Origin of the sequence: Stackebrandtia nassauensis DSM 44728, from assembly GCF_000024545.1 — a bacterium.
In the GTDB taxonomy this organism is placed as follows: Bacteria; Actinomycetota; Actinomycetes; order Mycobacteriales; family Micromonosporaceae; genus Stackebrandtia; species Stackebrandtia nassauensis.
The window spans coordinates 4,335,797-4,355,944 of the sequence record NC_013947.1; the positions used below are offsets into that span (position 1 = coordinate 4,335,797).

The 20,148-nt window shown below is 68.6% G+C and carries 17 protein-coding genes; 3 read left to right on the top strand and 14 right to left on the bottom strand.

What is annotated here, in order from left to right; translation table 11 throughout:
* Positions 1-2 precede the first annotated feature (2 nt).
* Positions 3-1,715 carry an ABC transporter ATP-binding protein gene (locus SNAS_RS20030; RefSeq protein WP_013019283.1) on the top strand — a complete coding sequence of 571 codons (1,713 nt, stop codon included), beginning with the start codon at positions 3-5 and terminating at the stop codon, positions 1,713-1,715.
* The gene (locus tag SNAS_RS20035; RefSeq protein WP_013019284.1) at positions 1,712-3,451 is read left to right on the top strand and encodes an ABC transporter ATP-binding protein; all 1,740 of its coding nucleotides are present in this window, start codon (positions 1,712-1,714) and stop codon (positions 3,449-3,451) included. Before SNAS_RS20030 ends, SNAS_RS20035 begins: the two co-directional genes overlap by 4 nt.
* Before the next feature lie 34 nt (positions 3,452-3,485).
* Here the strand turns inward: SNAS_RS20035 and SNAS_RS20040 are convergent, their stop codons facing one another.
* Complete coding sequence (locus SNAS_RS20040; RefSeq protein WP_013019285.1) at positions 3,486-4,187, bottom strand: carbonic anhydrase; 702 nt, start codon at positions 4,185-4,187, stop codon at positions 3,486-3,488.
* Between the two features lie 230 nt (positions 4,188-4,417).
* Between SNAS_RS20040 and SNAS_RS20045 the strand changes: the two genes are divergently transcribed.
* Positions 4,418-5,626, top strand: a complete 1,209-nt coding sequence (locus SNAS_RS20045) for an FAD-dependent monooxygenase (protein ID WP_013019286.1) — start codon at positions 4,418-4,420, stop codon at positions 5,624-5,626.
* Between the two features lie 110 nt (positions 5,627-5,736).
* Here the strand turns inward: SNAS_RS20045 and SNAS_RS20050 are convergent, their stop codons facing one another.
* The 13 genes from SNAS_RS20050 to SNAS_RS20110 form a co-directional block, all read right to left on the bottom strand.
* Positions 5,737-7,383, bottom strand: a complete 1,647-nt coding sequence (locus SNAS_RS20050; RefSeq protein WP_013019287.1) for a xylulokinase — start codon at positions 7,381-7,383, stop codon at positions 5,737-5,739.
* The gene (locus SNAS_RS20055; RefSeq protein ID WP_013019288.1) at positions 7,380-9,083 is read right to left on the bottom strand and encodes a glycerol-3-phosphate dehydrogenase/oxidase; all 1,704 of its coding nucleotides are present in this window, start codon (positions 9,081-9,083) and stop codon (positions 7,380-7,382) included. The genes SNAS_RS20050 and SNAS_RS20055 overlap by 4 nt, the downstream gene beginning before the upstream one ends.
* Entirely contained in the window at positions 9,080-9,730 is a 651-nt protein-coding gene (locus tag SNAS_RS20060) for a class II aldolase/adducin family protein (protein WP_013019289.1), read from the bottom strand. The genes SNAS_RS20055 and SNAS_RS20060 overlap by 4 nt, the downstream gene beginning before the upstream one ends.
* 8 nt (positions 9,731-9,738) lie before the next feature.
* Positions 9,739-10,503 carry a class II aldolase/adducin family protein gene (locus SNAS_RS20065; RefSeq protein WP_013019290.1) on the bottom strand — a complete coding sequence of 255 codons (765 nt, stop codon included), beginning with the start codon at positions 10,501-10,503 and terminating at the stop codon, positions 9,739-9,741.
* Positions 10,500-11,948 (bottom strand): FGGY-family carbohydrate kinase, encoded by a 1,449-nt coding sequence (locus SNAS_RS20070; RefSeq protein WP_013019291.1) that lies wholly within the window; start codon positions 11,946-11,948, stop codon positions 10,500-10,502. The genes SNAS_RS20065 and SNAS_RS20070 overlap by 4 nt, the downstream gene beginning before the upstream one ends.
* Before the next feature lies 1 nt (position 11,949).
* On the bottom strand, positions 11,950-12,993 hold the full coding sequence (locus SNAS_RS20075) for a 2-hydroxyacid dehydrogenase (RefSeq protein ID WP_013019292.1): 1,044 nt from the start codon (positions 12,991-12,993) through the stop codon (positions 11,950-11,952).
* Positions 12,990-14,072, bottom strand: coding sequence for an ABC transporter ATP-binding protein (locus SNAS_RS20080; protein ID WP_013019293.1), 1,083 nt, complete (start codon positions 14,070-14,072; stop codon positions 12,990-12,992). The genes SNAS_RS20075 and SNAS_RS20080 overlap by 4 nt, the downstream gene beginning before the upstream one ends.
* Complete coding sequence (locus tag SNAS_RS20085) at positions 14,069-14,539, bottom strand: RpiB/LacA/LacB family sugar-phosphate isomerase (protein ID WP_013019294.1); 471 nt, start codon at positions 14,537-14,539, stop codon at positions 14,069-14,071. The genes SNAS_RS20080 and SNAS_RS20085 overlap by 4 nt, the downstream gene beginning before the upstream one ends.
* Before the next feature lie 310 nt (positions 14,540-14,849).
* Positions 14,850-16,709, bottom strand: a complete 1,860-nt coding sequence (locus SNAS_RS20090; RefSeq protein WP_013019295.1) for a dihydroxyacetone kinase family protein — start codon at positions 16,707-16,709, stop codon at positions 14,850-14,852.
* An 11-nt stretch (positions 16,710-16,720) separates the two neighbouring features.
* Positions 16,721-17,380, bottom strand: a complete 660-nt coding sequence (locus tag SNAS_RS20095; RefSeq protein WP_013019296.1) for an HAD family hydrolase — start codon at positions 17,378-17,380, stop codon at positions 16,721-16,723.
* Positions 17,380-18,168 (bottom strand): DeoR/GlpR family DNA-binding transcription regulator, encoded by a 789-nt coding sequence (locus SNAS_RS20100; RefSeq protein WP_013019297.1) that lies wholly within the window; start codon positions 18,166-18,168, stop codon positions 17,380-17,382. The genes SNAS_RS20095 and SNAS_RS20100 overlap by 1 nt, the downstream gene beginning before the upstream one ends.
* Positions 18,165-19,277, bottom strand: a complete 1,113-nt coding sequence (locus SNAS_RS20105) for an ABC transporter ATP-binding protein (protein WP_013019298.1) — start codon at positions 19,275-19,277, stop codon at positions 18,165-18,167. Before SNAS_RS20105 ends, SNAS_RS20100 begins: the two co-directional genes overlap by 4 nt.
* Positions 19,277-20,143: a carbohydrate ABC transporter permease gene (locus SNAS_RS20110; RefSeq protein ID WP_013019299.1), complete on the bottom strand. Its 867-nt coding sequence runs from the start codon at positions 20,141-20,143 to the stop codon at positions 19,277-19,279. The genes SNAS_RS20105 and SNAS_RS20110 overlap by 1 nt, the downstream gene beginning before the upstream one ends.
* Positions 20,144-20,148 lie beyond the last annotated feature (5 nt).

Below are 20,148 nucleotides of genomic sequence, written 5' to 3' on the forward strand. Positions count from 1 at the left end.
CCATGTCAAGTGTTCCCTTTCACGACCCCGGCGAACCCAATACCGCCAGCCCACTGCGATATCTACTGTGGCTGACGGCCCGGCAGCCACTGCGGGTCTTCGCGGTCGCCGCGCTGACCAGCCTGTCGATCACCGGCATGATCCTGGCGCCGTTCTTCGTCGCCCACGCCATCGACGACGGTCTGGTCCCGCGTGACTGGACCCCGCTTTTGTGGTGGTCGGCCGGGGTGATCGGCCTCGGCCTGGTCACCGCCGCCGCGATCGTCTACCAGCAGCGCACTCTCACCTTCGCCAAGCTCGACTCGATGTACCGGACGGTCGCGGTGACCACCCGGCAGATCGCCCGGCTGGGCGCCACCCTCCCCAAGCGAGTATCCACAGGGGAGATCGTCAACGTCGGCGGCATGGACGTCGCGGCCATCGGCGAGGCGATGAGCGTCGCCGGACCCGGGATCGGTTCGATCGCGGCGCTGGTCGTGGTCGGGGTGCTGCTGTTCTCGATCTCGCCGATCCTGGGCGCGGTCGTGTTCGTCGGCACGCCGCTGATGGTGCTGGCGGTCGGCCCGCTGCTGGAACGGTTGCAGAGCCGCGAGTCCGACTACCGTGACCACCAGGGCGAACTGACCGCCCGCTCGGCCGACATCGTCGCCGGGCTGCGGGTGCTGCGCGGCGTCGGCGGCGAGCGCGCGTTCGCCGACCGCTACCGCGCCCGCTCGGCCGCGCTGTTGCGCGAGGGCTACAAGGTCGGCGCCGTCACCAGCTGGGTGCGGTCCTTCGAGACCGCGCTGCCGGGCCTGTTCCTGGCGGCGGTGGTGTGGATCGCGGCCCGGCTGGCGGCCTCGGGAGCCATCAGCATCGGCGAGATGGTCGCCGTCTACGGCTACACCGCGATGCTGATGCTGCCCATGAACTGGATCCTGGGTTCGGTCATCAACGCGATCCGCGGCCTGGTGGCGGCCAAACGCGTCATCACGGTACTGCGGTTGCGCCCCAACGTGTCCGACGGCACCGAGACCAAACCGGGACCGACGGCACCGTCCAGTCTGCACGACCCCGGCTCGGGACTGACCGTCCCGGCGGGGACCATGCTGGTGCTGGCCGCCGCCGACCCGGCCGAGTCACGGGCGCTGGCCGACCGGCTGGGCCGCCACGAGGACTCCGACGTCAGCTTCGGCGACGTCCGACTGTCCGACATGGCGCTGTCGGAGGTGCGGGAGCGGATCCTGGTCGCCGACAACGACGCCTTCCTGTTCGCCGGAACCGTTCGCCAGATCGTCAGGGGCGGCGCCGAACCCGACGACGCGGGCGTCACCAGCGCATTGCGCGCGGCTGTGGCCGAGGACATCGTCACCGCGTTGCCCGAGGGCATCGACACCAGAATGGACACCCAGGCGCGCGAACTGTCCGGCGGTCAACGGCAACGGCTGCGGCTGGCCCGCGCGATCCACGCCGACCCCGAGGTGCTGATCCTCGTCGAACCGACCTCGGCCGTGGACGCCCACACCGAGGCCACCATCGCCGAACGGTTGCGCGAGGCCCGAAGCGGCCGCACCACGATCGTCGTCAGTTCCTCCCCGCTGCTGGCCGACCGCGCCGACAGCGTCGCCTTCCTCGCCGACGGCAAGATCGCCGCGACCGGCAACCACCAAGACCTCATGGACGAAAGCCCCGAGTACCGGGCGCTGGCCGGACGCAGCATAGGAGTGCGGGCATGAACGAACGATTCCCAGTGGCCGACCGCAACCAGGTCCGCCAAGCCCTGTGGCGACTGATCAAACTGGAACGCAGCGCCGTGGCGGGACTGCTGGTGCTGTACCTGGCCGCCGCGGTCGTCGGCGTCGCCGCGCCGGTACTGCTCGGCGAGATCGTCGACCGGGTCAGCGCGGGCGACGGCGGCGTCGACGTGCTGGCGGGCCTGATCGTCGCCTCGATCGCGGCACAACTGGTGCTGGTGCGCTATTCCCGCTACGTGGGGCACCGCTTCGGCGAACGGGCACTGGCCCGGATGCGGGAACAGTTCGTCGACCGGATCCTGAAGCTCCCGCTGTCGAAGGTGGAGCGAGCCGGTACCGGTGACCTGATGACCCGCAACTCGCTGGACGTGTCCACGGTGGGCACGATGCTGCGCGACGCGATCCCGGAGATCTTCATCAGCCTCGTCAACGCGGCGATCATCCTCGCGGCCGTGTTCTACCTGCATCCGCTGCTGGGGCTGTGCGTGTTCCTGATGGTTCCCACCGTCTACGCCGGAACCCGCTGGTACCTGAAGCGGGCCCGCGACGGCTATCTGGCCGAGGGCGACGCCAACACCGAGCTCACCGAGACGCTGGCGGCCACGGCCGACGGGGCCAGGACACTGGAGATCCACCGGATGGAGTCCGAACGGGTAGCCGCCGGGGCCGAGACCATCCGGCACGCCTACAAGACCCGGCGCTACACGCTCTTCCTGCGCAGCATCCTGTTCCCGTCCCTGGACGGGTCCTATCCGCTGCCGATCGCGGGCATGCTGATCGTGGGCGGTGTCCTGTACTTCAACGACGCCATCAGTCTCGGCGTCATCGTCGCGGCCACCATGTTGAGCCGCCAGTTCGTCGAACCCTTCGACATGGTGCTGCTGTGGGTGGAGAAACTCCAGCTGGGCAACGCCTCCCTTGCTCGCGTCGAGGGCGTCGGTCTGGTGGAGGGCAACGGAAAGGCCCGCGACGCCGAACCCGACGGCGACCGCCTCAAAGCCTCCGATGTGTACTACACCTACGACGGTGACCGCGACGTCCTGCACGGCGTCAGCCTGGACGTGACCCCCGGCGAACGCCTGGCGATGGTCGGACCGTCGGGCGCCGGGAAGTCCACTCTGGGCCGGATCCTTGCCGGAATCGACGCCCCCCGCTCCGGCGACATCGCACTGGGCGGCGTCCCGGTCACAAAACTACCGTTGGAGCGACTGCGCGGCCTGATCATGCTGGTCACCCAGGAACACCACGTTTTCCGGGGCACGCTGCGCGACAATCTCGCGCTGGCCGACGAATCCGCCACCGACGCCAAGATGCTCGGCGCGCTGTCGGTCGTCAACGCCGACTGGGTCAACGACCTGCCCGAGGGCCTCGACACCGAACTGGGCAACGACACCCTCGAACTCGACGCCGCCCAGGCCCAGCAACTGGCGCTGGCCCGCGTCGTGTTGGCCGACCCGCACACGGTGATCCTGGACGAGGCCACATCCATGCTGGACCCGACCGTCGCCCGCCACGCCGAGTCGGCGCTGGCGGCGGCCCTGGCGGGCCGCACCGTGATCGCGATCGCGCACCGGCTGCACACCGCGCACGACGCGCAGCGGGTGGCCGTCATCGAGAACGGTCGCCTCGTCGAACTGGGCAGCCACGGCGAACTCACCGCCGCCGGCGGCTCCTACGCCGCGCTGTGGCACAGCTGGCGCGGCGACTCGAAGAACTGAGACCCACCCCGGGACTGGCCCGCCGAACGGCGGGTCAGTCCACCAGGGTCACCTTGCCGGTGTCGAGGTCGTAGCGGGCACCGACCACCGTCAGCTCGCCGGCCTCGACCTTCTCGGCCACGATGTCGCTGCGCCGCTGCAACTGCTCGACGACGTCGACGATGTTGGCGCGGACACCGTTCTCCACCTTGTCGCCCGGTTCGTCGAGCACGGGCTCCACGACCGGCCGCAGGGCCTCCACGATCGCGGCGATGTGGCCGGGCGGTTCGGTCCCGCTCTCGATCGCGTCGATGGTGGCGGTGATCGCCCCGCACCGCTCGTGGCCCAACGCCATCAACAGCGGCGGCGCGAACTCCTCGATGGCGAACTCGATGCTGCCCAGCAGCAGTTCGTCGGGGATGTTGCCCGCGATGCGGTGGTCGAAGACGTCGCCGAGCCCCTGATCGAACAGGATCTCCGGCGGCACTCGCGAATCCGCGCACCCGATGGTGATCGCGAACGGGTGCTGCCCCTTGGCCACCTCGTGCAGGTACTCCAACGACTGGTGCGGGTGCCGGGAATGCCCCTTGATGTATCGACGGTTGCCGCGCATCAACCGGTCGAGCGCCGCGTCGGGGCTGGCGGCCTGGTCCTCGGCGATCGCCGAGGGAGCCAGCGCGACGGTCCCGGCGGTACCGGCGACGGCCAGGCCCGCGGTGGTGAGCAGAGTTCTGCGATGGACAGGTTTGAGCCGCATGGAATCTCCGATGGGGTTTGCGGAGCAGGGTGTGAGTTCCGTGTCCGCCAGGGGAAGTGGCGGGCGCCCCGTCCACACTACTCCCGCCGGAACGGGTCTGTTTCGGAGGTTTCTCACGTACGCGAGGTTCGCGACCACCCCCACCCGAATCTCACTGGATACGATGAGGTTCCCGGCACGATCCCCATTGCCCACTCCATTGCCCCAGCACAACCCCGAACGGAGCCCCCGTGCCGCACGAACGTGTCCTCATCTCCGGTGCCGGAATCGCCGGTATCACCCTCGCCCACTGGCTGCACCACCACGGCTTCTCCCCCACCGTCGTCGAACGCGCCCCCGCCCCACGCGCGGGCGGTTACAAGGTCGACATTCGCGGAGCGGCCCTGTCCGTCGTCGAACGCATGGGCCTCACCGACGCCATCCGCGCGGCCTGCACCGACATCCAGGGCGGCTCGGTCGTCACCGCCTCCGGCAAACGCGTCGCCAGCATGGACGGCGACTCCTTCGGCGGCCGCGAACACGAGGACAGCGAACTGCCCCGTGGCGAACTGGGCCGTCTCCTCTACGAGGCCACCGAGAAGAAGGCCGACTTCCGTTTCGGTGACTCGATCACCGCCCTCGACCAGACCGGCGACGACGTCGAGGTCACCTTCGCCAGCGGCACCACCGAACGCTTCGACCTGGTCGTGGGCGCCGACGGACTCCACTCCGCGACCCGCGCGCTCGCCTTCGGCCCGGAGGACCAGTACGTCCGCGACCTGGGCTACTACGTATCGGTGTACACCGTCCCCAACCACCTCAACCTCGACCGCGAGGAACTGACCTACGTGGGCCCGGGCCGCACCGCCCTCATGTACAGCACCGCCGGTGACCCCAACGCCCGCGCGATGTTCCTGTGGTCCTCCCCGTCCCTCGAATACGACCGCGGCGACGCCAACGCGCAACGCGAACTGTTGCGAAGCGCCTACGCCGACGAGGGCTGGGAAGTCCCCACGCTCCTGGAAGCCGCCGAAACCACTCCCGACTTCTACTTCGACACCCTCAGCCAGGTCCACATGGACCACTGGTTCACCGGAAAGGTCGCACTCGTCGGCGACGCGGCCCACTGCGCCTCAGCGGCGTCGGGCCAGGGAACCAGCCTGGCGCTCGTCGGCGGCTACGTCCTGGCGGGAGAACTCTCACGCGCCAAGGACCCCACCGCGGCCTTCGCGGCCTACGAACAACGCATGCGGGGCTTCGCCGAAACCAACCAGGCCCTCGGCCCGGCCAACATCAAACGCATGGTGTTGCGCGGCAAGGGCCAGATCCGGGTCGCGATGACGATGCTCGCGCTGATGTCACGCATGCCGGGCAAGGAGCGCATGATGGCCCGCGTCGCGGCCACCATCCACAAGGCAGCCACGGCGATCGACCTGCCCGACTACGAAGCGGCCGACTAGAGCTGTCGCGGGCGGTCACGCCGCTGTCAGCCCGGCGCGCGTCGGCCCGGTTGCTCGGCCTAACGGCCCCGCTCCCGCAGCTCAGCCGAAGGGGCGACGCGGAGCCGCGCCTATTGCTGTCCCGCTTCCCTCAACGCGGCTGACAGCTCGTGTACTCGGCTCAGTGCTGGGTACAGCTCGCGGTAGATGCGGTAGCGGCGGTTGTAGTCGCGATGGTGGTCGGGGTTGGGTTCGATGCGTTCGGCGATGCTGAACCGGGCGCGGGCGGTCGCGGTGAGATCGTCGATGAGCCCGACCCCGGCCGCCGCCACCAACGCTGTGCCCACGGGTGCGCCCATGCAGTGGTCCGGCAGCTCCACCGGCAGGCCGGTGACGTCGGCTTTGATCCGGTTCCAGGTGTGACCTTGGGCACCGCCGCCGACGATGCGCAGCGTGTCGGGGCGGATTCCGGCTCGCGCCAGCTGTTCCAGATTGTGGGCCAGCCCGTAGGCGGTGCCCTCCAGGATCGCTCGGACGAGGTCGGCGCGGGTGCTGGCCATGGACAGGCCGACGACGGCGCCGCGCGCTTGCGGGTCCCAGATCGGGGAGCGTTCGCCGAGGAAATACGGGAGCATCACGAGCCCGCCGCTGCCGAGCGGCGCGGTGGCGGCGAGCCGGTCGAGTTCGGCGAACGCGTCCTCGTCGTCGGCTCGGGGTTGCCCGAACTGGTCGCGGAACCATCGCAGGATTCCGCCGGTGGCGACCATCGAGCCGAAGACGAGGTGGTGCCCGGGGATCACGTAGGGCATGACGCTGAGGGTGCCGCCGTGGGCGGTGGCGCGGTCGGTGGACACGGCGGCGTTGATGACTGTGGACTGTCCGGTCATCTCGCAGACGTCGCCGTGGGTCAGGACGCCCGATTCGACGCTGGCGGCGGCGCCGTCGACGAGCCCGGCGATCACGGGGGTGCCGACGGCCAGGCCGGTGGCCCGGGCCGCTTGCGCGTGCACCGTTCCCACCACGGTTTCGGGTGACGACAGGGGTGGGAGCCAAGAGGGCGGTATGCCCCACAGCTGCGCGAGTTCGTTCGACCATTCGCCGGTGGCCAGGTCGTTGAGGAGGGTGAGACCAGCGTGTCCGGTGTCGACGGACGATACGCCGGTGAGCTGACGGATGATGTAGCCGTTGGCCATCAGGACGTGGTCGACTCGGTCACGCAGCTCGGGTTCGTTGGCCAGCAGCCAGGCCAGTTTCGGTGCGGCGTAGTAGGAGTCGAGGCGGTTGCCGGTCAGTGCGAGTACACGTTCGGCAGCGTCGGATCGTTTGGCGCACTCGCCCTGGCCGCGTCGGTCGAGCCACAGCAGCGCGGGCCGTAGCGGCTCGCCGTCGGCGTCGACGGGTACGACGCTGGGGGCTTGGCTGCTGACGCCGACGGCGGCGACGGACTTGGCGTCCACTTTGGCTCGGGTGAGGGCTTCGCGGACGCAGTGGGCGGTGGCAGCCCACCAGCCGTTGGGGTCTTGTTGTGCCCCGGACGATCCGAGGTACTCGGTCGGATACTCGCGGCGGCATTCGGCAAGCACGTGCCAGGAGTCGTCGACGATGACGGCTTTGACCGAGGTGGTGCCAGCGTCGACGCCGACCACGACCGGGCCGCCAGCCGAAGCCGGACCGCCAGCCGAAGCCAGGCCGCCAGCCGAAGCCAGGCCGACGTCGACCTGTGGCTCCGCCACGGTCGAGCCGCGAGCAATCGCGTCAACGTCGGTCTCCGGGCTCATGTCCGCGGCTTTGCCTCGGCACGAGCGGATCTGCGAGCCGTCATCGCGTCGTCATCGGTCAGCGCGTCGACCGCGCGACGGTCGGCCTCCCGCTCCAGCCGATACCGTTCCACCTCGTCGGCCTGCCGCCGCTCATCCCAGCCCAGCACTTCGCCCACGATCGCCGCCGCGTGCACTGCAGCGGCTTCACCATGATCCGGCGTCTCCATGAAGATCCGGGTCCGCCGCACCAGCACATCGTCCAGATGCAACGCACCCTCGTGGCTGGCCGCGTAATATAGCTCCGCCGCCAGGTACTTCGGCGCCCCCTCCACCGGCTTAGCCAGTTCGGGACGCTCAGCCATCAGCTCCAGCAGGTCGAGGACAAGCGTCCCGTAGCGGCCCAACAGATGGTCGATCCACTCCGGATCCAAACCAGCCTCCGCCGCCAGCGCCAGGCGCTGGTTTCGCAAGGCTCGATAGCCGTCCGCGCCCAGGATCGGCAGCTTGTCCGTGGCCGAATCGGGAGTATCGGAGCCAAGGTGCCCCACAGCGGCATTCACGGCATCACGCGCCATGATCCGGTACGTCGTGTACTTGCCGCCCACGACGGTGAACATCCCACGCGGACCAGCCATCACGGTGTGGTCCCGCGACAGCGCAGCCGTCGCGCCTTTCCGTCCACTGACCAACGGCCGCAAGCCCGCGTAAACGCCCACGACGTCCTCGCGACTCAGCGGCCGTTTCAGCCACCGATTCGCTTGCGCCAACAGGTAATCAACGTCCGCACCAGTAGCGGCGGGGTCGTCGCGCTCGTGATCCCAAGCCGTGTCCGTCGTACCCATCAGCCAGTAGTCGAACCAGCGTCGAATAATGAACACGCTGTCGTCAGTCTGAGCGATGAGTCCACTGTCAGCGTCAATCCGATCGGCGGGCACGACAAGATGAATCCCCTTCGCCGCCGTCACCGCGATCGAAGACTCCCCCGCCAGCGCCTGCACGCCCTCGGCCCACACGCCGGTCGCGGAAACCACCGACCGCCCACGCACGGTGAACTCGGTGTCGTTCTCCTTGTCCCGCACTACAACGCCAATGACGGTCTCGCCGTCCCGGACGATGCCCGTGACCTCGGCCCGCGTGACGATCCGAGCGCCAAGCCCAGCGGCGGTGCGAGCCACCGTCATGGTGTGCCGGGCATCGTCAACCCGGACGTCGTAATACGAAACCCCGCCGGTCAACGGCTTGGGCTTCAAGCCCGGGAGCTTGCGCAATACCCCCTTGCGGCTCAAGTGCCGGTGCCCACCGACACTGCGGGTTCCCGTGAGCCGCAACAGGTCATACAACAACACTCCCGCGCCGACGTAAGGACGCTGCCAGCGACGCGTGAACGGAAACGTGAACAGCTCCGGCGACACCAAGTGCGGGCACAGCCGATCCACCATGAGATCGCGTTCCTTCAACGCCTCGCGAACCAGCGAGAAGTTCAACTGCTGCAAGTACCGCAGTCCACCATGGAACACCTTCCCGGAACGCGAAGAAGTCCCAGCCGCGAGATCCCCAGCCTCCAACAGCGCCACGCTCAAACCCCGACTGACGGCATCCAAAGCCGTTCCCACGCCGGTGATACCGCCACCGATGACAATGAGATCGAACTCGCGATCGCTGAGCTCAGCGATCGTATCCGCACGCCGTCGCGGATCGAAACGATTGCGGGCGCTCATGATTCAGCCCTCGGCGCCGACTGGCCATAGGTGGAGATCTTGCGCCGCACCACTTCCAGCTCCTCATCCGAGATCAGCCTGGGGTTCCCGGCCGCGTCAGCCCGCAGCCAGACCTCACACAGCCACTCCAGGTAGATGTTGAGCGTGTAAGCCTTGTCGAGACTGCCTCCGACGGTCACCGTGCCGTGGTTCCCCAGAATGCAACCGGTCCGCTCCTCAAGCGCGGCAAGCATGTTGTCGGCCAATTCCGGCGTCCCGAACGTCGCGTACGGGGCCACGCGAATCGGCCCGCCGAACAACGCGGTCAGGTAATGCACCGACGGAAGCACATCCACAAGGGTCGACACGACGGTGGCGGCGGTCGAATGCGTGTGAACAACCGCGTTGTGCCCCGTCGTGCGATACACCGCCAGATGCATCGGCATCTCGCTGGTGGGCTCAAGATCGCCGTCGACGACCTTGCCTTCCAAATCCGACACGCACACCAGTTCCGGAGTGAGATCGTCATAGTCGAGGCCGCTAGGGGTAACCGCCACCAGCTCCCCGGCACGCACGCTGAGGTTCCCGGACGTGCCGACGACCAGGCCGTCGGGTCGCAGCCGCCGCGAGTACTCCACGATGGCTTCGCGCTCGTCCTTCAGCAGCATCGGCGCACTCACTTTCCCACCGCTGCGAGGCGTTCGCGGCGGCGCACTTCATCGGGACGGACATCGATGCGTTCGGCGTCGGCATCGGACAGGTAGCGCGGCTCACCGGCCGACAACGCGCCCAACAGGATCCGCGCGGACTTCACCGTCATGTCGGTGATCGCCAGCGCCTGTGTGGGCGAGTCCGCGAGCACGAAGATGCCGTGGTTCACCAGGTACACCACCTTCGGCGGAGCGCCGTGACGGGCGCGATGCTGCCGCAATCCGTCGCGAACGGACCTAGCCAGCGCCAGTCCCGGATCGGCATAGGGCACCAGCAGGTTGTGCCTGCCCATCACCACGATCTGGTCCGGGAACAGCGATCCGGCGACCAGGGTCTCGGCGCGATCCGAGCACAGGATCGCGTTGACCGCGATCGGATGCGTGTGCGCCACGACGGTGGCACCCGCCTCCTCCAGGCAGATCGCGTGCAGCAGCGCCTCCATGGACGGCCGGGGCCCGGCCGGATCGATGCGAGCGGCGCGCAAGACCGCGTCGATCTCGTCATCGGAGGACGACTCGGACGAGATCAGTTCCAGCAGCGGCGCGGTCTCCAGCTCCACGAAGTCCGATTCGGACGCCGTGGGCATCGTTGACCCACTCGCCTTGACCAGCATCCGCCCCGGCCCCAGCCGCACCGATGTGTTGCCCTCGGCGAGGATCACCAGGTCGCGATTGGCCTGCCCGAGGGTGAGCGACAGTTCGGTCAAATCGGCCACGGTGTACGTGGTCATGCGGCCTCCTTCCAGGTGAGCCGGGCGGCGTCGACGCGGGCGCGGTAGGCGGCGTAGCGGTGCTCGTATTCGGCGGCGCGGATCGGATCGGGTTCGACGACGCCCTCGGGGGTGGTCCATTCGGACAACGACGCGGCGGGCTCGGCGATGCGGCGGGCCGCGAGTGCGGCGCCGCGGGCACCGGTCTCGGGTTGCGGCGCCAGTTTCAGCGGCCGGTTCAGTACGTCGGCGAAGATCTTCAGCCAGGTGGGGCTGGCGGTGCCGCCGCCGCACATGGCCAGTTCGCCGGTGAGACCGGCGGCCTCGAAGCAGTGCCGGGCGGCGAAGGCGACGGCCTCGCAGGTGGCTCGCACCAGATCGGACGGTTCGGTTTGGATGGTGACCCGGTCGAAGCCCGCCCGCGCCGCCGGTTCCAGGAACGGGGCGCGTTCCCCGGCCGGGGAGAAGAACGGCAGGCAGGTGACGCCGCGCGCCCCCAGTGGACTGTCGGCCAACAGGGTCTCGAGCGCCTGGTGGTCGCGGCCGATGAGCTTGAGCACCCAGTCGACGGCCGCGGTGCCGACCATCGCGGGCATGGCGCGCAGCCAGCGGTTCGGGGTGCCGGTGGCCAGGGTGAGCCCGTTGGGTTCGACGTCGGTGTCCACATGGTCCACGAGTACCTGGCAGGCCAGGGTGGTGCCGATGATCAGGTGCCCGTCGCCGGGCGTGACGATGCCCGAGCCCAGGGCGCAGGCCGGGAGGTCGAAGGGCCCGGACGTCACGGTGATCCCGGACGGCAGGCCCAGCCGCGCCGCGGCGGCGTCGGTGAGTTTGCCGACCGGCAGCGGTTCGGCGACCGGTGCCAGCAGCGAGGCGCGGTGCCCGATCCCGCACCACTCCAGCACTTCCGGGTCGTAGCGGCGGGTGGCGGGGTCGAGGAACGGCAGCGACGCGTCCGAGGTGTCGGTGGCGCGCACGCCGGTGAGCCGCTGCATGACGACGTCCTTGCAGTAGCCCGCGGTTGCGGCCCGGTCGAGGGATTCGGGTTCGTGCTGGTCCAGCCAGGCCAGGATCGGTCCGGCCGAGCCGGGGAACATCGTGTTCCCGGTGCGGCGGAAGGCTTTGGCGACGGTGCCGTCGGCGAGCCAGTCGGTGAGGATCGACGCGGCCCGGCCGTCCATCCAGGAGATCGCCGGACGCACCGCCTGTCCGTCGGCGTCGACGAGCCACACCCCGTCGCCCTGGCCGGTCAGGCCGATGGCGGTGGGGATGCCGCCCGCGGCGGTGGCCGTGGCGGCGGCGACCTCGGCGACCGAGGCCACCACCTCGTCGATGTCCTGCTCGTAGAAGCCTTCGGCCGGTGTGGACATTCGGGTGGGCGTTCCCTTGACGGCCACCAGTCTGCCGTCGTCGTCGAAGGCGGCGGCCTTGGTGACCGAGGTGCCGATGTCTATACCGAGGTACATGTCATGTCTCCTTGAGAACCTCAGGGTTGGCGCAGTTGGCCAGGGGTTCGCCGCGCCGCCACCGGCCCACCTCGGCGGCGCAGATCGTGGCCGCCAGTTTCGCGACCTCGCGGCTGCACCCGGCGATGTGCGGGGTCAGCACGACGTTGGGGGTGCGCCGCAGCCGGGCGTCGGCGGGCAGCGGTTCGGTGGGGTGGACGTCGAGCCCGGCGCCGCCGAGGTGCCCGGCGTCCAGTGAGTCGCACAGCGCCTCGTAGTCGAGGACGCCGCCGCGCGCGGTGTTGATCAGTACCGAACCGCGCGGCATCGCCGCCAGCTGCTCGGCCGCGATCATGCCCCGTGTCTGCGGGGTCAACCGCTGGTGCAGGCTGACGATCTGGGACGTGGCCAGCAGCGTCTCCAGGTCGTCGACCTTCTCGACGCCCGGCTCGAACCGGGATGCGTCCACAAAGGGGTCGTATGCCTTGACGGTGGCGCCGAAGGCCGTCAGCAGTCGCGCCACCAGCCGCCCCACCGCGCTGTAGCCGATGAGCCCCACGGTGGACCCCTGGATCTCGGAACCGGCGGCCCCGTATTCGAAGTACCGCTCGTGCCAGTCACCGGCGGCGATCGCGTCCCGGCCGGTGGCGATGTTGCGGCACGCGGCGATGATCAGGCCGATGGTGAACTCGGCGACCGCGTTGGCGTTGCGGCCCGGCGCGTAACACACCGCGACGCCGTGCCGGGTCGCCGCTTCCAGGTTGACATTGACGGGACCGCCGCGCGACACCGCGACCAGCCGCAGCTGCGGGGCGGAGGCGAAGACCTTCTCGGTGAACGGCGCCAACTGGGTCACCGCCACCTCGGCGCCCGGCAGCGCCGCGATGAGCGCTTCCTCGTCACCGGCGGCTTCGTCCACCTCGGACACGGGCCCGAACGGGACACTGGGCCACGGCAGCGCCAACTCCCGCACGGGGGCATCGCCCAGCTGGTCGCGCAGCGCCTGGGTGAACAGGCCGGGCAGCACGAACTCGTCGCCGACGGCCAGGATGTCCAGTTCGTTCATCGCAGTCGCTCTCCGGTGTGGGTCTCGAACAGGTAGGTGCGGTCACTGTAGAACGCGATCGGCTGTGTCTCGCCCGGGTTGAGGGTGAGGCCGGGAGCGGTCTGGGCGACCACGCGGGTGTCCACTCCGGGCAGTTCGATGGTCGCCAGCCCGTACTCCTGTAGGTCCTCGTACACCACAACGGTTCCGGTGGCGTGGGCTTCGGCCGCGCCGGTGAGGGTGACGTCCTCGGGCCGCACGCCGACGGTGACCGCTCGATCGTGGCGGGGCTCGCGGGTGCGCACCGGGATCGTCAGGTCGGGCGACAGCCGCACCCCGTCGTCGTCGAGCCGTCCATCGAGGATGTTCATCGCGGGCTCGCCGACGAACTGGGCCACGAACAGGTTCACCGGGTCGTCGTAGATGACGTCGGGAGTACCGACCTGCTGCACGACACCGTCGTTCATGACCACCACCCGGTCGGCCAGGCTCAGCGCCTCCTCCTGGTCATGGGTGACCAGGATGGTCGTGTATCCGAGCTCCTGCTGCAAATGCCGCAACTCGCGCCGGGTCACGTCCCGCTGCGCGGCGTCCAGATGCGACAGCGGCTCGTCCAGCAGCAGCACCTCGGGCTCCCGGGCCACAGCGCGCGCCAACGCTACCCGCTGCTTCTGCCCGGACGACAACCCAGCCGGGTGCGCGTCCAAAATATCGCTCAACCCGATCCGCCCCGCCACATCGGCGACCCGAGCGGCCCGCTCGGCCTTACGGTGCCCGCGAGCCCGCATCCCGAACGCGATGTTCTCGGCGACGGTCAGCGGCGGGTACAGCGCGTAGTTCTCGAACGCCACCCCGATGCTGCGTTTCTGCGGGGGCAACCCGACCATCGACCGTCCCCCCACCGCGATGTCGCCGCCGGTGACGTCCTCCAGTCCCGCGATCATGCGCAGGGTGGTGGACTTGCCGCACCCGGACGGGCCGAGCAGGCCCACGAGCTCACCACTGTTGACCTCGAGATCGAAGCCGCGCACGGCTTCCACCTCGGGTCGGCCCTTGGTGCGGTAGGTCTTGCGAACGTCCCGCAGTACGAGATCGCTCATGGGGTCCTCCGTTCATACGCTGAGATCACGCTGACCTTCGAATTGGACGGTGATGCGGGGTCGAACTCGTAGCCAAGCCACTCGCTGGCCAGTCGGCGGGCCAGTTCGAGGCCGACGACCCGCTGTCCGAACGAGATGATCTGACAGTCGTTGGACAACACCGACCGCTCACACGAGTAACTGTCGGAAACAGTCGTGGCCCGCACACCCGGAACCTTGTTAGCGCTGATCGCCATCCCGATGCCGGTACCGCAGATGAGGATCGCCCGATCCACCTCACCCCGCGCGACGGCCTCAGCGACAGTCAGTCCAACGCTGGCATACGGGGTGGTCTCGCCCTCGGCAACCCCGAAATCCACAACGGACCCCACCCGCGAGTCCTCGGCGAGGTCCCGCGCGATGGCCTCCTTGTACTGGAACCCGGCTTCGTCGGCTCCCACGGCGATCCGCCACTGTCGGCTGCTCATCGCCACTCACCTCCGTTCGTGTCGTTGCTACGGACTTGGCTCATCGGCCTGGCGCTGACAGCCAGCGCTTGGCTCACCAGCCCAAGCGCGGCGGCCGTCCGCCGCCGCTCGCTGGCGCCGTCGCTCAACGCTCGGCTCACCGGCTTGGCGGTGGCCGCCGCGTTGCTCGGCCGCTGGCCACTGCGGCCGTCTGCAAGCGCTCGGCTCACCGGCTTGGCGGTGGCCGCCGCGTTGCTCGGCCGCTGGCCACTGCGGCCGTCGCCAAAAGCTCGGCGCACTGGCTCGCCTGCGGCGGCTTCTCGCTGTCGCTTCACCGCTCACCGTCCTTCGTGTCGTCCAGCACGCGGCCCACCGCCGTCGCGCACAGCGACAGCGACACCGCGCCGGGATCGGGGGTGCCCAGGCTCTTCTCGGCCAGCGGCCGGGCGCGGCCGAGCCGGGGTACCAGGTCGCGGGTGGCTTCTGCGGCGGCAGCGGCGGCCTGGGCCGCTCGATTCCAGGCCGCCGCCAGAGGCTCGCCACCGCTCACCGTGTCGGTGAGCGTCGTGACGAACGGGTCGAGCGCGTCCACAAGGGTCTTGTCGCCGAGTGTGGCGCCGCCGAGTTCGGTGATGGCCGCAAGGCCCGCTTCCATTGCCCGCGCGACCGTCGCCTGGTTGGGCGTTTCGCGGTTGCCGAGCGTGTTCCCGACGGCCCGCAAGAACGCTCCCCATAGGACACCGGACGAGCCCGCCCCGCCGTCAGCCCAAGCGTCCCCAGCGGTCCGTAGCGTGTCGCCCGCTCCCATCGCGGGGTCGAGGGCTTGGCACGCGGCTCGCAATCCACGCACCATGCCCCGTCCGTGGTCGCCGTCCCCGGCGATGGCATCGATGTCGCCCAGCCGCCGCTCGTTGTCGACCACGGTGTCGCGCATGGCTTCCAGAGCCGCGCGCACCACAGCGGCGCACCGCAGCGAGTCAGCCGACGCGGCCTCGGCGGGCGCCGCCGCAGCTCCAGCTCCAGCTCCAGCTCCAGCTCCAGCTCCAGCTCCAGCTCCAGCTCCAGCTCCAGCTCCAGCTCCAGCTCCAGCTCCAGCTCCAGCTCCAGCTCCAGCGGAGACTAGCGCGCCCGCCGTCAGCTCAGCAGCCTCGGCTTGCTCGCCCGAAGCTCCCCCTCGGTTCAGCAGCGATGTGTCGCCCCGTCTGAAGGCGGGCGTGTCGACCGGCGCCTCCCACAGCTCCGCCAGCTCGTCGTCCAGCCAGCACACCGTCAGCGAACAGCCCGCCATGTCCAAACTGGTCACCAGCTCCCCCACCTCCGGCGACACCACCGTCACCCCCGCGGCGGCCAGCCGCGGCGCCACGTCCTTCCAGATCACGAACAGCTCTTCGTACTTCGTCGACCCCAACCCGTTGAGCAGCACCGCCGCTCGCCCATCCGCGTCGGCCGGACGCTCCGCCAGCACGGCCTCCGTCAGCGTCTCCGCCAACTGCGCCGCCGTCAGCCGGTCCACCGTCCTCACCCCAGGCTCCCCGTGGATGCCCAGCCCCAGCTCCATCTTCTCCGGGTCCACCGTGAACAGCGGCTCCCCGCTACCCGGAAAAGTGCACCCCGCGAAGGCCGCCCCCAGGGTCCTGGTGCGCGCATTGGTCTTCACCGCGATCCGCTCCACCTCGTCCAACGGCAGTCCCCGCTCCGCGGCCGCTCCCGCGAGCTTGAACACGCAGAAGCCGCCCGCGATCCCGCGTCGGTCCGCTGTGGAGTCCGCCGCCGCCGAAGCCATGTCGTCGGTCACCAGCACCGTCCGGCAGTCGATCCCCTCTTCCCGCAGCCGCTGCTGCGCCAGGCCGAAGTTCATGACGTCCCCGGCGTAGTTCCCGTAACTGAACAGCACTCCCGCACCGCCGTCCAGCGCCTTCGCCACCTGGTACGCCTGCGCTGTCGAAGGAGAAGTGAAGATGTCCCCGATAACCGCGCCATCCGCGAGCCCCGGCCCCACCAGACCGAAGAACGCCGGATAGTGCCCCGATCCTCCCCCGACGATCACGCTGACCTTCCCCGGCCGCGCTCCGGCGGCGCGCATGACACCCGACGCTCCGGGCACGCGCCGCACATACCGCTCGTAGGCGGAGGCGAATCCGTCGACAGCGTCGCCGGTGAACGTCGCGGGGTCGTTGTACAGCCGGGTCATGGGTCTTCCCTTCAGGTCAGCAGCGACAGGATGTGGTCGAGAGCGTCGTGATGGTCGTCAGCGACGTGTTCGGCCAACGCGAGCGCGTCAGCGGCGGGCGGGTAGGAACGATTGGGAATCGCCACGACATGCAGCCCAGCGGCGTGCGCCGAGCGGATCCCGTTACTGGAGTCCTCCACAGCGATCCCATGGGACGGTTCAATCTGGACGCGCTGCGCGGCCTCGGCATAAACGTCGGGACTCGGTTTCCCTCGCGCGACTTCCTCACTCGAAACCGTGGCCCCGAACCGATCCGCCAGCTCATTGCGATCCAACACCGCGTCGATCACCGGACGAGCCGCCGACGAAGCCATCGCGATCGGCGTCAGATCCGCGATCTTGACCACCAGCTCCCGAGCTCCGTCCAGCAACGGCGCCTGTCCATCGTGCACCGCCGCCACGACGTGGTCCACACATTCGGCCTGCACCACGTCCGCCAGCGAGGTGTCACCGATCTTCTCGGCCACGTACCGAGCCCACTCCGGCGCGCTCATCCCCTGCACCGACGTGGTGTCCTCCCCGCTCCAGTCCACCCCGCGCCGCGCGCAGCTGGCGGTCCAGCTCTCCTCCCACAGGTGTTCGCTCTCGACGATCACACCGTCCATGTCGAACACGACCCCGCGATACCCCATTACGTCGCCACCTCGCAGGTGATGTTGTTGCGCTCCAACTCGGCCAGCGCGGCCTCGTCTATCCCCGAGTCCACGATCACCACATCGAACTCGGACAGTTCCACCAGCCGATACAACGCGACCTTGCCCAGCTTCGTGTTGTCCATCAACAGGTACCGCTTCTCCGCGACCTCCAGCATCTTCCGCTTGACCGCGACGATCCGATCCTCCTGATGGAACGCGTACCGCCCCGAAAGCGCCGACGTCGACACGAAAACCGCGTCCACCCGCAGCGACTCGATGCACTCCAGACACGTCCCGCCCATGAACGAGTCGTGCAGCGGATCGTAGTCACCACCCAGCGCCATCAGCCCGACGTTGTCAAGCTGACTCAGCTGCCGCATCCCCTCCAGATAGTTGGTCGCGACCCGCAGCGGCGACAGCCCCGCCAACAACGGGATCATCTCCGCCGTCGTCGTAGCGTCATCGAGCATGATGGACATACCCGGTTCGATGTATTTACTCGCCTGCTTGGCGATGGCGCGCTTCTGGTTCAGCATCGACTTACGTCGATACGAAACGTTCGACTCGAACACACCGGACGGCTGCGCTGTCACACCGCCCCGGAACTTGCGGACGATCCCCTGCCGCTCCAGCTCGTCAAGGTCACGGTGAACGGTCATGACACTGACGTCGAAAATGGACGCCAGCTCCTGCGCCGACAGGCTGCGCCGCTCCATGACGACCTCAGCCATCAGCTTCTGACGCTGCTGCGGGTTCTTGACCTTGTCGTACTGTGTGTCGTTCACGGTGAAACTCGTTTCCCTTCTGCACCGGCGAGGAAGACATGCACGGTGTGTGGATTCATCAACACACCTACCTTGTCATCACGCGCCAGGCTCGAAACCTCCGAGCGGGGGACGATCACCGACAGTCGCGACTGCCCTATCGCGACCGTGACCTCAGTGTTGCGGCCGAGGTGTTCCAGCACGTAGACCGAACCCTCCAGCCGCACCTGTCCGTCGGGCACATCCCCGGCGCCGGTGTGCAGCCGCAGGTCGCGGGGCCGGATTCCGATCTGGACTTCTGTACCCTCGCCGACGTCGGTCGACGGCACCGGAACCTGGAACGCTCCGTCAGCACTGGCGAACGTCTGACCGTCATCGGAGGCGACCAGCGCACCGGGCACCAGGTTGATGCGAGGCTTCCCAAATGCCTGCGCCACAAACGCGTTAGCGGGAGCCGACCACACCTCCCCGGGCGTACCGACCTGGAGGATCCGACCATCGCGGATCACACCGATCCGATCGGCCAGCGACAACGCCTCCACATAGTCGTGGGTCACGTAGATCGTCGTGGTGGCATCACCGCCGCTGATCGACTTGAGCTCAGCCCGCATCGTGGCGCGCAGCTTCGCGTCCAGGTGCGCCAGCGGTTCGTCCAGAAGGTACGCCCGCGCCGGACGCACCAGCACCCGTCCCAGCGCGACCCGCTGCCGTTGCCCGTTCGACAGCTGCGTCACCGAGCGATCCAACAGGTGGTCGATGCCCAACAGCCCCGCCGTGTGCGCGATACGGTGCCGGATCTCGTCAGCGGGAGTGCGCGACAGCGGCGAACGCAACGGCGAAGCCAGATTGTCGAACACGTTGAGCTGCGGGTAGAGCGCGTAGTTCTCGAAACACATCGCCAGGTCCCGATGGGTGGGTTCGACGTCGCCGACGTCCACCCCATCGATGTGGACCGTGCCGCCACCGGGCTCGACAAGCCCGGCGACGATCTTCAGCGTCGTCGTCTTGCCCGCGCCCGAGGGCCCCAGCAGGCAGAAGAACTCGCCGTCCGCCACCGAGAACGACACGTCCTCCAGCGCGGTGACCTTGCCGAACTTCTTGTCTACTTTGTGGACATCGATGCTTGCCATCAGCCCTTCACCGCCCCGAACGACAGACCGCGAACCAGGTAACGCTGGATCAGCAGCGCCAGTACCAGCGGTGGGAGTGCGGCCATGACGGCTCCCGCCGCGACGAGGTTGAACCGCACCTGGTTGCCGCCCAGGTACGCCAGCGAGCTCACCGTGACCGTCTGCGCGTTGCTGGAGGTCAGCGTGAACGGGAAGATGAAGTTGTTCCAGGCGAAGATGAACGCCAGCAGGCTCACCGCCGCGATCCCGGGTCTCACCAACGGAAGCACGTGTTTGGCGAACGCCCGGGTGCGCGAGTAACCGTCCAGAAGGGCGGCTTCTTCGAGCTCGGCCGGGAAGTCCTGGAAGAACGACCGCAGGATCCACACCACCAGCGGCATGGTGACCAGTTGCAGCACCCAGATCATGCCGACCCAGGTGTCGTACAGGCCCAACTGTTGGTACAGCACCGCCAGCGGAATGATCACCAGCAGTTCCGGCGCGAAGCGGAAGCTCAACAGCGTGAACATGAGGTTGTCACTGCCGCGGAACCGATACCGCGCCGCCGCGTAGGCGGCCGGAATCCCGATGACCAGCGACACCACCACCGCACCGACGGACGTGATCAGGCTGGCCATGAAGAACCGCAGATAGGACGAACCGCCGTCGTCGAAGCCCAGCACCGTCTTGTAGTTGTCCAGTGTGGGATCGAACAACAGGTACGTCGTCGTCTGGTCGGCGTCCGCCTTGAAGCTCAACGCCAGGATGAACACCACCGGCATCAGTGAGAACGCGAAGTACGCGATCAGCCCGACGTTCGCGGCCAGGCCGGTCAGCAGCTTGCGGCGACGCCCGGTGTCGGTGGGCTGTTCCGTAGTCGTCGACATCGGAC

What these genes read in the sequence shown, in the direction of transcription:
- SNAS_RS20030 (WP_013019283.1), top strand. Translation starts at nt 3, where the DNA reads ATGTCAAGTGTTCCCTTTCACGACCCCGGCGAACCCAATACCGCCAGC.
- SNAS_RS20035 (WP_013019284.1), top strand. Translation starts at nt 1,712, where the DNA reads ATGAACGAACGATTCCCAGTGGCCGACCGCAACCAGGTCCGCCAAGCC.
- SNAS_RS20040 (WP_013019285.1), bottom strand. Translation starts at nt 4,187, where the DNA reads ATGCGGCTCAAACCTGTCCATCGCAGAACTCTGCTCACCACCGCGGGC.
- SNAS_RS20050 (WP_013019287.1), bottom strand. Translation starts at nt 7,383, where the DNA reads ATGAGCCCGGAGACCGACGTTGACGCGATTGCTCGCGGCTCGACCGTG.
- SNAS_RS20055 (WP_013019288.1), bottom strand. Translation starts at nt 9,083, where the DNA reads ATGAGCGCCCGCAATCGTTTCGATCCGCGACGGCGTGCGGATACGATC.
- SNAS_RS20060 (WP_013019289.1), bottom strand. Translation starts at nt 9,730, where the DNA reads ATGCTGCTGAAGGACGAGCGCGAAGCCATCGTGGAGTACTCGCGGCGG.
- SNAS_RS20065 (WP_013019290.1), bottom strand. Translation starts at nt 10,503, where the DNA reads ATGACCACGTACACCGTGGCCGATTTGACCGAACTGTCGCTCACCCTC.
- SNAS_RS20070 (WP_013019291.1), bottom strand. Translation starts at nt 11,948, where the DNA reads ATGTACCTCGGTATAGACATCGGCACCTCGGTCACCAAGGCCGCCGCC.
- SNAS_RS20075 (WP_013019292.1), bottom strand. Translation starts at nt 12,993, where the DNA reads ATGAACGAACTGGACATCCTGGCCGTCGGCGACGAGTTCGTGCTGCCC.
- SNAS_RS20080 (WP_013019293.1), bottom strand. Translation starts at nt 14,072, where the DNA reads ATGAGCGATCTCGTACTGCGGGACGTTCGCAAGACCTACCGCACCAAG.
- SNAS_RS20085 (WP_013019294.1), bottom strand. Translation starts at nt 14,539, where the DNA reads ATGAGCAGCCGACAGTGGCGGATCGCCGTGGGAGCCGACGAAGCCGGG.
- SNAS_RS20090 (WP_013019295.1), bottom strand. Translation starts at nt 16,709, where the DNA reads ATGACCCGGCTGTACAACGACCCCGCGACGTTCACCGGCGACGCTGTC.
- SNAS_RS20095 (WP_013019296.1), bottom strand. Translation starts at nt 17,380, where the DNA reads ATGGGGTATCGCGGGGTCGTGTTCGACATGGACGGTGTGATCGTCGAG.
- SNAS_RS20105 (WP_013019298.1), bottom strand. Translation starts at nt 19,277, where the DNA reads ATGGCAAGCATCGATGTCCACAAAGTAGACAAGAAGTTCGGCAAGGTC.
- SNAS_RS20110 (WP_013019299.1), bottom strand. Translation starts at nt 20,143, where the DNA reads ATGTCGACGACTACGGAACAGCCCACCGACACCGGGCGTCGCCGCAAG.